Source organism: Hominimerdicola intestinalis (assembly GCF_054655215.1).
Genome location: NZ_BAAHNZ010000003.1, coordinates 91,944 through 104,647, shown reverse-complemented (window position 1 = coordinate 104,647; position 12,704 = coordinate 91,944). Strand labels below are relative to the sequence as shown.

Sequence of the window (12,704 nt, the reverse complement as noted above, 5' to 3'; positions counted from 1 at the left end):
TATAATCAATAGTATTATTAAAACTGAGGAGTGTTAAAATGACTGATAACAGAAAAAGCTCATTAAAATGCAAGGCATTGATCTCTGCGGCAGGACTTGCGGCTCTTACTGTATGCGTTATAGTAACGTATGTATTTGATATTGAAACTACGTCTGCGAAAATTATAGGCTCTTATGCTTCTTGGGCGGTAATAAGCGCCGCAGCGTTCAGATTTTCGTCAGGCTTTTATTCTCTTGCAATGATTTTTCACTTTTTCGCAGCGTCGCTCGGCTCGGTAATAAATCTTTATAAAACCGTTGGCTTTTATGATAAGCTGGTGCATATGCTGAGCGGTATTCTGCTGGCTCAGGCGGGAATAGTCATTATAAGCTATATTTTCCGTAAACGCAAAGCGACTCAGGATAATTTGCTGAAGCTTCTGTTTGCGTTCTTCTTTTCCTGCGCCTGTGCGGGATTCTGGGAAATATACGAATTTACCGCCGATACCGCTCTGGGACTTAATATGCAGGGAGGTAACAGCAATACTATGGGTGATATTATATCTGGAGTTCTGGGGGCGTTGGTTTACAGCGTGTTTTATATCTGCACAAATCGTAGCAGGAAACGGCGTTAAATTTTCAGCGCCGAAATATCAGCAGCTTAGCGCCTTTTCAAAACGTTATTAATAAAGTTCATATAGTACGGCGAACGAAAACGGAATATCTATTCTTTTGTATTTAATGATTTCAGCTATGTTTATTGCCACATAGCTTATATATCTTGCTGCATAAAGTATAAAATCTTCACCTATTTTCATATATTTTTCTTGAAATTAAAAGAAAGCTATGCTATAATTTTCTTAGTGAAAACGTTTTCGTTTTCGGCTGAATTTATTTACCGCACAATAAATGGAGGTATAGGAATGTCAGACACAGTTAATATTTCTTCCGAGCTATTAGAAAAAATGGATGCATATTGGCGCGCTGCAAACTATCTTTCGGCAGGTCAGCTTTATCTGCTGGACAATCCGCTGCTGCGTGAGCCGCTCACAATGGATCATGTCAAGAAAAAAATCGTAGGCCACTGGGGTACGGTTCCCGGGCAGAATTTTATTTATACTCATCTCAACCGTGTTATAAGAAAATATGACCTTGATATGATATATATATCAGGTCCCGGCCATGGAGGAAACTTCATGGTTGCGAATACATATCTCGAGGGTTCCTATTCCGAGGTTTATCCTAATATTTCCCGTGATACCGAGGGCATGAAGAAGCTGTTTAAGCAGTTCTCGTTTCCGGGCGGAATTTCCTCACACGTTGCTCCCGAAACCCCCGGCTCAATAAACGAGGGCGGCGAGCTTGGCTATTCGCTTGCTCATTCATTCGGAGCTGTTTTTGATAATCCGGATCTTATCACTACCTGCGTTGTAGGTGACGGCGAGGCTGAAACAGGTCCTCTTGCTACGGCATGGCATTCAAATAAGTTCCTTAATCCTAAGACTGACGGAGCAGTACTGCCTATTCTGCACCTTAACGGATACAAGATCTCAAACCCGACTATCTTCTCAAGAATTTCTCATGACGAAATTCAGAAGTTTTTCGAGGGCTGCGGCTGGAAGCCTTACTTTGTAGAAGGCGACGACCCGATGACAATGCACAAGCTTATGGCTGAAACTCTTGATACCGTTATCGAGGAGATCAAGGCAATTCAGAAGGCTGCCCGTGAGGACGGCGTAACAGAGCGTCCTATGTGGCCTATGATCGTTTTCCGTTCGCCTAAGGGCTGGACAGGTCCTCAGACGGTTGACGGAAATCAGATCGAGGGTACATTCCGTGCTCATCAGGTTCCTATGACTATGGAAAAGCCTGAGCATTTGGAACAGCTCAGGGATTGGCTGCTCAGCTACAGGCCAGAAGAGCTGTTTGACGAAAACGGCAGGCTTATTCCGGAGCTTGAAGAGCTATGTCCTAAGGGCGAAAGAAGAATGGGCGCTAATCCTCACGCTAACGGCGGAATTCTGCTGCGTGACCTCAGACTTCCGGATTTCAGGAATTACGCCGTTGATATTCCTGCTCCCGGTTCTGTTGAAGCTCAGGATATGATAGAACTGGGCAAGTTTGTAAGGGATATTTTCAGGCTTAATGAAGAAACAAGGAACTTCCGTATTTTCGGGCCTGACGAAACCATGTCCAATCGTCTGGGAGCAGTATTCGAGGCTACAAACCGTGATTGGAATGCAGATAAGCTTGATAACGACGAGTATCTTGCTTCAGACGGAAGAGTTATGGACTCAATGCTTTCCGAGCATATGTGCGAAGGCTGGCTTGAGGGTTACCTGCTGACAGGACGTCACGGCTTCTTTGCAAGCTATGAAGCGTTTATCAGAATAGTAGACTCTATGTTCTCACAGCATGCAAAATGGCTCAAGGTAACATCAGAGCTGCCTTGGAGACACAAGATCGCGTCGCTAAACTACATTCTTTCATCTAACGTATGGCAGCAGGACCACAACGGCTTTACACATCAGGACCCCGGCTTCCTAGACCACGTTGCCAACAAGAAGGCAGATGTTGTAAGAATGTATCTGCCGCCTGATACTAACTGTCTGCTGAGCTGTTTCGACCATTGCATACGTTCCAAAAACTATGTAAACGTAATGGTGACCTCAAAGCACCCAAGACAGCAGTGGCTGACTATGGAGCAGGCTGTAAAGCATTGCACACAGGGTATCGGTATATGGGAGTGGGCTTCAAATGATCAGGGACAGGAGCCTGACGTTGTTCTTGCCTGCTGCGGAGATACTCCTACTCTTGAAGCGCTTGCCGCAGTCACTATTTTGAGAAAGAACCTGCCCGAAGTAAAGATCAGGTTTATCAACGTAGTTGACCTGTTCAAGCTTCAGCCTCAGTCGAAGCACCCCCATGGACTTTCAGATGCCGACTTCGATGCTCTGTTCACTAAGGACAAGCCTATAGTATTTGCATTCCACGGCTATCCTACGCTTATACATGAGCTGCTTTACCACAGACACAACAGAAATCTGTATGTCTGCGGCTATAATGAAGAGGGAACTATAACAACTCCTTTCGATATGAGAGTTCAGAACGAGATAGATCGTTTCCATCTTGTTCTTGAAATAATCAAAAGACTTCCTCAGCTTGGCAATACAGGAGCTTATCTGTATCAGCAGATGATGGATAAGCTAGTAGAGCATAAGCAGTATATTGCGGAATACGGACTTGATCTTCCGGAGATAAGAAACTGGAAATGGGAATAAGCTGAATTTAAATAAAAACGCTTCTGACGCCGCTGGGCAGCAGAAGCGTTTTGCTGTTAAAAGCAGATAATACAGATACAGAAAAACGGCTGTCCGCTTATTTTACGGAGAGCCGTTTATTTATTATAAATTTTAGATCCTATTTCTTTTTAGTCTGAATGCTTTTGCGTTTTCTGCGTGCCTTTTCTTCCTCTTTAAGCTCTCTGCGTTCCTCTGCTTTTTTTCTCAGCCAGACTATAAGAATAACAAGCGCGAGAATAAGAACGAACATTACGATACCCAGCGCCGGAATAAGAACCTGCTTGTATTTATCAAACGCTCCCAAATTGTTTTCCGGCTTATCTGCCGTAGTTTTTCTAACTGATGATGTGACCGCCTGAGTATGAGTTTCAGTTTCGTTCTGCGAAGCAGCTTCAGGTTCGCCTGCTCGCTGGATAGTTATTGTGTATGTATGCTCGTTTCCGTCATTATCGGTAACTGTTATCGTTCTTATATTATCTCCCACCTGAAGATATTTGCTTCCTGTATACCATATATAATCAAGCGGACTTGCGGTAACGCCCTCTATCTCGCAGTAATCCACTGAGTTGTCGACCTTAACTACATAATCGTAAATATCGTATGAAAAAGAGGGAATAAGCTTACCCTCCGATACCGTCAGAGAAGTGAGTATACCCTGAGCCGGTATGCCGTTTTCATCTGTAGCGGTTGTAGCAGAGGTTGCTGGTGACTGAGAGGAATCAATGGCGCTGTCTGATGGGGGAACTGTAGTTACCGTACCGTTACTGTTACCTACTGTAATGCTAGCATATGCGGTAGGATAATCAAAATGCGAAAAGTCCTGCGAACTTACAGCACAGTTTGAAAGCGACATTTCGGATGTGCCTTTTTTTAATGCAGTAAATCTCAGCGTAACCGAAAGCTCTTTACTTTTGCTTGAGGGAAATTCCTTAACAGTAAGTATACCTCCTCCTCCGCTTGCTCCGTCGCCTGAAACAAAACGTACTGCTGAATCGTCGTAAACGAAGTTGGTTTCTACAGTATCTATATTTTTATCAGAAGTGAATTTAACCGTTACCTCAAATTCTTCTCCTGCGGGAACGGCTCCGTCGGGTATATAAAATTCCGCCGAGCTTTTCGCAAAGGCGGTTATGCTGAACAGCGAGCACAAAACCGCCGCGGAAGCTATGAATACCAGAACACGGCATAAACGCTTTAATTTCAATATAATCACCTGTCCTTTAACATCTTTTGCAGCTGACAACTCTTATTATAGTACAAATTGCATAATTCGTCAACTGTTAAAAGAATAAAAAACATGGTTCTGCATAATCAGGCAATTACAGGAAACATGTTCAGCAGCTTAGGTCAGTTCAGTACACGCTTCATAAACTCCTCCGTACTTATATAGCTGGGGCGGTTATATCGGTACATATCGTAAAGACAGTCGCTGTCGCCTCGGCATATATAATTCATTTTTTCTTCTACTCCCAGACTGGCTTTAAATCCGCAGCTTTTTACAAGGTGTCTTGAAGCGTCGCAGTTCAATCCGTAGGGATAGGTGTAAACCTCAGGAGAAAATCCGCAGTTATCCTCCAGAAGATGCTGGGTCTTGAATGCGTCGTTATAAAACGCCTGACGGTAATCTTCATAGCTTTCGCCTTTATTCATAGTTGAGCCCTGGCGTCCTTCAAGCGAATGCATATCATAGGTGTGATTGGCGATCTCTATATATCCGCTTTCATGAAGCTTTTTTATATCCTCCCAGTCCAGATACGAATAGGAGGGAGAAGGCTCAGCTTCCTCGCAGGCTATTTCAGAATATTTTCCTACAATAGAAATTGTCGCCTTGAAGCTGTATTTTTTCAGAAGCGGCAGAACATAGGTAAGGTTATTGTAATCTCCGTCGTCAAAAGATATAATGACCGGTTTTTCGGGAAGTTCCGTGCCGTTTTCAACATAATCTATGAGCTGACTGACAAAAACCGCTTCATAACCGTTATTTTTAAGATATACTATATCTTTTTCAAGCTCTATCGGCGACAGAACGTAATCTCCCCACATAGCCTCGTCTTTGAGAATACTGTGATACATTATTATCGGGACCTTGATTCCCTCCCGTTCCTGAGCAGTAACTTCTGACGGTATGAATACTACTGATACAATGCTGATAATAAGAGTAAGGATTATTACGGCACACCCGGTTTTTCTTAGTTTAATACTTACGAACAATTCATATCTCCCCGCTTTAAGTATATTTCAGGCTTTTTCTTCCTGTATTATAGTATGCCTGAGCGTTTTGTAAAAGTACAAAAAAATATAAGCCAGCCTATTGAATTTTTTGTGCAATTCTGATATAATGAAATTATACAGTAAAGCTTTGAACAGGGGGAATAAAGTTGAAAACAGTCCGTTCTAAATTAATGGTATCGTTGTTGGCGCTTTCTTTCGGAATAACGATAATACTGAGCGTTGTGGCAGTTTCATATATAAACAGATCTACCGAGGATACGTTGAAAAAGACAATATATCCTCTTGCTGTACAGGCGTCGGAAACCTTTAACAACGCTGTTGACGGCTATATTGAGAATTTCCGTAACGTAGCGGCAGCGCGGAGCTTTTATCAGGCGCAGAGCAATAAGGAGCGAATTGAACAGCTTACTGATAAGCTTTCAGATGATATTGAGAATTTTTCTTTTGCGGTTTACAGCACCTCTGGCGATATGCTTGAAACTACCGGCGGAGCCAGCGCCGACGTAATAGCTCCAGAAGATATTATACATACGGTAAACAGGAAGGATACGGTAGTAACGGATATAGTTACGGTCAAAAATAAAATGTATTTCGGAATTCTTTATCCTGTTATGTCAGACTCGGACGTTGAGTTTGTTGCGGCGGCGGCAGTAAACGCAGAGCTTATAAACAGTGTAGTAGAAGGAATTTCATTTTCTGATTCGGGATATGCCTATATTATAAATTCCTCAGGAGAAACTGTTCTTCATAAGGATATTCAGAAGGCTATAAGCAGATTTAATCCGGTAGACCTTGCACGGGCAGACGATACATATAAGGATATGGCCGCCTGTTTTTCAAACGCTGCAGATAAGCCTCAGGGGTCCGATGAGTTTGAATACGACGGTGTAGAATATATTGCCGGCTTTTCTAAAACAAATTATTTTGATGGTACTTTGGTAGTTGTTTGTCCGACCAAGAGCTTTATGAGTACAAGCTCGGACGCATTGAAAAATATATTGCTGCTTGGAGCGGCAATTCTTGCGGTTACAGTTATAATTTCAATAGTTTTCGCAAAAACTATCTCAAAGCCGATAATATCTACTACAAACCGTATACGTCAGCTTGCTCAGGGAAATCTTACCGATCCGGTAGACGTATGGTATTCAAAGGACGAGATCGGTATTCTTTCCAGCTCGCTTGAGGAAACAATAGTCTGTCTGAGACAGTATATAAATCTTATAACTGTGGCTCTTACTCAGATATCTGAAGGAAATCTGTGCCACCGTATGGAAGGTACTTTCAAAGGCGATTTCTTTAAAATAAAAAGTACGTTTAATGAGATATTTGAATCGCTCTCCGAAACCTTTGCTTCGATAAATACCTCGTCAGAGCAGGTCAATTCAGGCGCGGTAAGAGTTTCAAATTCGGCTCAGGCGCTTTCTCAGGGTTCAACGGAGCAGGCAAGTGCGATAGAGCAGCTTTCAGCTACGCTAAGCGACGTTTCAAAGCAGGTTCAGCAGAACTCGGAGAACGCTAAGAATGCATATAATATCGTTGCTGAAAATACTACGGCTATCAACAGCTGCAACGAGGATATGTCAAAGATGCTTGACGCTATGGAGCAGATATATTCAGCGTCATCAGAAATAGCAAATATTATAAAGGTAATAGACGAAATATCCTTCCAGACAAATATTCTTGCCCTAAATGCAGCTGTAGAGGCGGCAAGAGAGGGATCAAAAGGCTTCGGAGTTGTTGCTGACGAGGTAAGACGACTTGCTTCGCGTTCGGCTGAAGCGGCAAAGCAGACTGCGGCGCTGATCGAAAACTCGACCTCTGCGGTCAGCAAGGGTTCAAAGCTTGCAAAGCAGACTGCCGAATCGCTGCATAAAATAGTCGGCGGCTCTAATACTACAAAGGGGCTCGTAAAGAATATTACCGACGCTTCTGCGGCTCAGGCAGAAGCTATAGTTCAGATAAATACAGGAGTCGATCAGATCTCAGCGGTAGTTGCGGCTAATACGGCTACGGCGGTAGGCTCTGCTTCCGCAAGCGAAGAATTGTCGGAGCAGTCTTTGATACTTAAAAATATGATAGCAAAATTCAGGCTTGCTGATGAAAAAACATCTCATACCTCTGGCGCAAGATATGAATACGACGACAGTGAGTTTGAGGAAGCAGACAGCAGCAGTTTGAATGAAACCGAAAAGCCCGTAAATCAGTTTGTATATCCCGAAGAAGAGGACGATTTGAACAGTGACGATAAACTGAAAATAGTGCTTGACGATGAAGACGATAAATATTAACCGAAAGGAACCTGATAACTATGAAAAGAAGAGTCGGAATTTTGACAAGCGGGGGAGATTGTCCCGGACTTAACGCTACTATAAGGGGCGTTGCCAAAGCTTGCTATGAGCGGTTCGGGGACGGCGTAGAGATAATCGGTATTCAGGACGGCTTTTCCGGCCTTATAAATAACCAGTGCAGGGAAATGGCAAGATCAGATTTTTCAGGTATCCTTACTACCGGCGGAACGATCTTCGGAACAAAGCGCACGCCTTTTAAAATGATGAAGGTAGTCGGCGAGGACAATGTGGATAAGGTAAAGGCAATGAAGGAAAACTATAAAAAGCAGAAGCTTGACTGTCTGCTTACCTTAGGTGGCAACGGAACTCACAAAACCGCTAACCTGCTTTCTGAGGAGGGTCTGAACGTAATAGGTCTTCCCAAAACTATTGACAACGATATTTGGGGAACAAGCGTTACATTCGGCTTTCACACCGCTGTTGATATTGCTACTGACGTAATCGACAGGCTTCATACCACGGCTAATTCACACGGACGTACCTTGGTCGTTGAGATAATGGGCAATAAGGCGGGGTGGCTTACTCTTTATTCTGGTATTGCCGGCGGAGCGGATATGATAGTTATACCCGAGATACCGTATAATATTGACAAGCTCTGCGAAGCCTGTGAAAGAAGAAACCGTTCGGGAAAGGACTTTTCAATTCTTGCTGTAGCCGAGGGTGCATTTGATACAGATGAAGCTAAGCTGAAGAAAAAGGAGCGGGCAAGGCTTCGAGCTGAAGCAGGAATTACTACCGCTACTAATCGTATTGCAAGGCAGATCGAGGAAAAGACAGGCTGTGAAACAAGAGTCTGCGTACCAGGGCATATGCTGAGGGGAGGTAGTCCTTCCGCTTACGACAGGGTACTTGCGACTAAGTTCGGAGTTCACGCCGCCGAGCTTATAGCAGACGGGAAATTTGGATATGCTGTAGCTATGATAGATGATGTCGTATCGGAAAATCCGCTTTCAGAGGTTGCGGGAAAAACCAAATTTGTTCCTGAAGACGATCAGTTGGTTAAAACTGCAAAGGATATAGGAATTTCTTTCGGAGATTGATCTAGTAAAAAAATAAAGCCTTCGGTTCTTTAATGAACCGGAGGCTTAACCTTATTCTGATTCGGTTTTAGACTGTGAAGTAGAATTTTTCTTTACTGGCTCTGTAGGAAGACCTGGATCGTTTGTTCCCTCTGCCGTTTTTGCCAGATCCTCAGCTATACGGGAAAATATCTCAAAGTTTTTATTATAGCTCTCCTTCATTTCCTCCAGGGAGTCGCTCACAGTCTTTATAGGTATACGCAAGCATAAATGAACGTCATTCGGCAGATATTCGTATTTCAGCTCTTCCGACAAAAACTTAAAATTAAGAGAAAGTCCTTTTTCGTCAATATAAGGATTATCGGGAAAATCCTTTGACAGATCTGATTTCATTATCTCCTGAAAATCAGGATTAGTATTTGAATCGGTTATTACCATTATGCATTCTGAGGACTGAAGCTGAGCTAAGAATTTAGACTGATAGCCCTGCTGCATTGTATCGGCGCTTCCTGAAGTAAGAGGCAGCGCAAGAACGGATACATGGACTTTGCCGTCACCGTTCAGGTCGTCCGTATATTTTTCAAAGAAAGCCTCAAGCTCTTCGGTTCGCAGCTGCAAGCCATTGTCTGCGATCATCATAACGGTTATATCAGGTTTTTCCCTTGTAATAGTATCGTAGGTAATATATCCTGCTACAGCAAGAAGAAACGCAGTAAATATGATCCATATCTTATTGTGATACCAGAAGTTTGACAGCCTTTCGGCTCCGTGGAGTTCTCTCTTAGCTTCATGCTCCTCCTTTATGATCTCAGATCTTTCTATAACGCCGCTTTTAAGCTTCATAAGCTCTATGTGTTCCTGAGCTATGCGTCTGTCACGTTCTTCACGCTCCTGGCGTTCTTTTTTTTTCTGCTCTTCGGCAGCTGATCGGTATGCGTTTTCTTCCTCCAGACGTTTTGAACGCTCGTCTTCGGCAATTGCCTTTTCGTAGTCGTAATCGTCTCCGGAGATCATTCCTCCGCTTTTGCTGATTTTACTCATTATAAGATTATTATGCTCCCTGCGGGGAACATACCTCCTCTCAAAGCTTTTTAACTATAAATAATTATACACAGTTAATATTAACTGCGTATTAACATTCACGGGAATTTTTACACGGCATAGGAGCATAATAAAAACGGCGGTTCTGCGTTATCCGCCTAACCGCCGTAAAAGCTCTGATTTTTATTTGCCTACCAGCGCCAGAGTATCTCTTGCGATAAGCAGTTCTTCATTTGTAGGGATCACCCAGACCTGAGCTCTTGAATTTTCTGTAGATATTTTTGTAAGCTTTCCTCTTACCTTATTAGCTTCAGAGTCGATCTCAACTCCCAGAATATCCAGATTAGAGCATGAACGTTCACGGACGTCAGGAGCATTTTCTCCTATACCTCCGGTAAATATAACAGCGTCAAGACCGTTCATTGCCGCAGCATATGAACCGATGAATTTTTTGATCTGATAGCAGAAGACTTCTCCGACTATCTTGGCTCTTTCATTGCCCTGTTCAGCGGCAGCTGTAATGTCACGGTTGTCTGAACCGATACCCGAAAGACCGAGGAAGCCTGACTGCTTATTCATATATTCAGTCATCTGATCCGGAGTAAAGCCCTTTTTCTTTTCTACAAATTCGATTGCCGACGGGTCTACCGCTCCGCAACGGGTACCCATAACCAGACCGTCAAGAGGGGTAAAGCCCATAGATGTATCTACAGAAATACCTCCGTTTATAGCGGTGATCGACGAACCGTTTCCGAGATGACAGGAAACGATTTTCAGATCTTTTATATCCTTGCCCATAACTCTTGCAAGTTCAGAAGAAACATAGCGGTGCGAGGTTCCGTGGAAGCCGTATTTTCTGACGTGAAGCTCTTCGTAGCATTCGTAGGGAAGACCGTAAAGGAAAGCCTTTCTGGGCATTGTGGAATGAAAAGCGGTATCAAAAACTACGACCTGAGGAACACCCTCCGGAAGCACCTTTTTGCAGGCGCGGAGCGCAAGCGCGTGAGGATGGTTATGTACAGGGGCAAGCTCGGCAAGAGAATCTATCTTGTCGATAACCTCGTCGGTAGCGATACAGGTCTCCTTGAAAACCTCTGCTCCCTGAACTATTCTGTGGCCTACGGCTGAAATTTCCGCCATAGAATCTATTACTTTTGTTTCGCCTGAGGTCAGGATCTCTACAAGCTTTTCAAAAGCCTCAGTATGGGTAGGAAAGCTGCAGTTTGCTTCAAAGCTTCTTCCGTCGCCTGTTTTTGCACAAACATGACCGTCGATGCCTATTCTGTCACAGTTTCCCTTTGCTATAACCGATTCGTCGGTCATATCCAGCAGCTGATATTTAAGCGAAGACGAGCCTGCGTTTACAACTAAGATTTTCATTAAATAAAAATCCCCTCTCAAATAAAAATAAATAACCGGACTTGACTTTTATCCTGTTATCATATAGTATTATTATAACAGTAATACCGCTTGATTTCAAGTGGATTTCTCATAAATATGCATTTTGCACAATTTTAAATACGTTCTTTTATTCATTTTTAAACGTTTTCGGTTCAATACATTGTATACGAAAGGAACAGTAATGCTGACTGCAGGAATAATTGCGGAATATAATCCGTTTCATAACGGTCATAAGTATCTTATAGATCAGACAAGAAAAAACGGGGCAACGCATATCGTTGCAGTAATGAGCGGAGCCGCAGTTCAGAGAGGGGAATGTGCAGCGGCGGATAAATACTTCCGTGCAAAGACCGCTGTAAAAAACGGAGCAGATCTGGTAATAGAGCTGCCGTGTCCGTTTTCCTGTTCAAACGGAGAGGTATTTGCTTATTCGGCTGTGAAGCTTCTTGCTTCCCTTGGAGAGGGCGTTGTAAAAAGACTGTCCTTCGGCAGCGAGGTACAGGATACAGCTGTTTTGAAAAAAGCGGCTGAGGCGTCTAAACAGCTAAAAAACTCTTCTTTGGTCAAGGAACTGCTTGCCGCCGGAAAAAGCTATCCCCTTGCCGTATGCGAGGCGGCTCGTATTGAGTACGGCGAAAAGGTAGGGGAAGCTCTTTCTAATCCTAACAGTATTCTTGCCTCCGAGTATGCAAAAGCTGCGGAGTCGCTTGCTTCCGATATTGAGCTTTCGCCCGTGGCAAGAAAGGCTGTCGGTCATCATGACTCATTCACTTCGGGGAGCTTCGCTTCAGCTTCGGCTGTCAGAGAAATGCTGAAAGAAGGCAGGAAGGTCTCTGATTTTATACCTGAAGGCTGTGTTCCCGAAATCACATACTTTATGGATAATATGGACAGGGAGGTCTTATTTTGTCTTTCCTGCGCTGACAGAAGCAGTTTGCTTGAAATTCCCGACGTAAGTGCCGGTATTGCAGACAGGATAACGGCTGTAATGAAAAAAATGCCGTTAACGCTCGGAGAATTTTTCACTCTGTGCAAAAGCAGAAACATTACTATGGCAAGGCTCAGGCGTATTGTTCTGTATCTGGCGCTTGGAGTAAAAAGGTCAGATATAAGGGAGGTTCCGTATATCAGGATACTTGCGTTCAACGGCAGGGGGAGGGAGATACTTTCAGGCTGTAAAAATGCTTTGCTTCCCATAGATACGTCGCTTAAACGGCTGGAGGAAACTTCCGAATATGCAGCAAGAGTATCGGCTCTAGAACAAAAAGCAGTAAAATTCCAATACTTCTGCGGTGATCGTTTAAGCGGCTATATAAGTGATTATCAGAGGAAAATAAGTATGACAGAATAGAGTTAATTCAGCAGCAGATAAAATCAGAAAA

Annotated in this window: 9 protein-coding genes; 5 read left to right on the top strand and 4 right to left on the bottom strand. The window is 43.4% G+C overall.

All coding sequences use genetic code 11. From position 1 onward, the window contains the following. Nucleotides 1-38 precede the first annotated feature (38 nt). Together ACYQ0H_RS04635 and ACYQ0H_RS04630 are read left to right on the top strand one after the other, a co-directional pair. Nucleotides 39-614, top strand: coding sequence for a DUF2238 domain-containing protein (locus ACYQ0H_RS04635; protein ID WP_459811679.1), 576 nt, complete (start codon nt 39-41; stop codon nt 612-614). 288 nt (nt 615-902) lie between these two features. Beyond that, nucleotides 903-3,260, top strand: coding sequence for a phosphoketolase family protein (locus ACYQ0H_RS04630; RefSeq protein WP_459811678.1), 2,358 nt, complete (start codon nt 903-905; stop codon nt 3,258-3,260). Between the two features lie 139 nt (nt 3,261-3,399). On the opposite strand, the gene ACYQ0H_RS04625 is transcribed toward ACYQ0H_RS04630, so the two are convergent. Together ACYQ0H_RS04625 and ACYQ0H_RS04620 are read right to left on the bottom strand one after the other, a co-directional pair. Continuing rightward, the gene (locus ACYQ0H_RS04625) at nt 3,400-4,485 is read right to left on the bottom strand and encodes a cadherin-like beta sandwich domain-containing protein (protein WP_459811677.1); all 1,086 of its coding nucleotides are present in this window, start codon (nt 4,483-4,485) and stop codon (nt 3,400-3,402) included. Between the two features lie 143 nt (nt 4,486-4,628). Next, nucleotides 4,629-5,492, bottom strand: coding sequence for a polysaccharide deacetylase family protein (locus ACYQ0H_RS04620; RefSeq protein ID WP_459811676.1), 864 nt, complete (start codon nt 5,490-5,492; stop codon nt 4,629-4,631). A gap of 167 nt (nt 5,493-5,659) precedes the next feature. On the opposite strand from ACYQ0H_RS04620, the gene ACYQ0H_RS04615 reads away from it, so the two are divergent. Together ACYQ0H_RS04615 and ACYQ0H_RS04610 are read left to right on the top strand one after the other, a co-directional pair. After that, nucleotides 5,660-7,801, top strand: a complete 2,142-nt coding sequence (locus tag ACYQ0H_RS04615) for a methyl-accepting chemotaxis protein (RefSeq protein ID WP_459811675.1) — start codon at nt 5,660-5,662, stop codon at nt 7,799-7,801. 20 nt (nt 7,802-7,821) lie between these two features. After that, nucleotides 7,822-8,901, top strand: coding sequence for a 6-phosphofructokinase (locus ACYQ0H_RS04610; protein WP_459811674.1), 1,080 nt, complete (start codon nt 7,822-7,824; stop codon nt 8,899-8,901). 51 nt (nt 8,902-8,952) lie between these two features. Here the strand turns inward: ACYQ0H_RS04610 and ACYQ0H_RS04605 are convergent, their stop codons facing one another. Next, nucleotides 8,953-9,921: a hypothetical protein gene (locus tag ACYQ0H_RS04605; protein WP_459811673.1), complete on the bottom strand. Its 969-nt coding sequence runs from the start codon at nt 9,919-9,921 to the stop codon at nt 8,953-8,955. A gap of 183 nt (nt 9,922-10,104) precedes the next feature. Continuing rightward, entirely contained in the window at nt 10,105-11,301 is a 1,197-nt protein-coding gene (locus ACYQ0H_RS04600; RefSeq protein WP_459811672.1) for an acetate/propionate family kinase, read from the bottom strand. A 202-nt stretch (nt 11,302-11,503) separates the two neighbouring features. Between ACYQ0H_RS04600 and ACYQ0H_RS04595 the strand changes: the two genes are divergently transcribed. After that, a complete protein-coding gene (locus tag ACYQ0H_RS04595; RefSeq protein WP_459811671.1) occupies nt 11,504-12,673 on the top strand; it encodes a tRNA(Met) cytidine acetate ligase in 1,170 nt (389 codons plus the stop codon). The last annotated feature ends 31 nt before the right edge of the window (nt 12,674-12,704 follow it).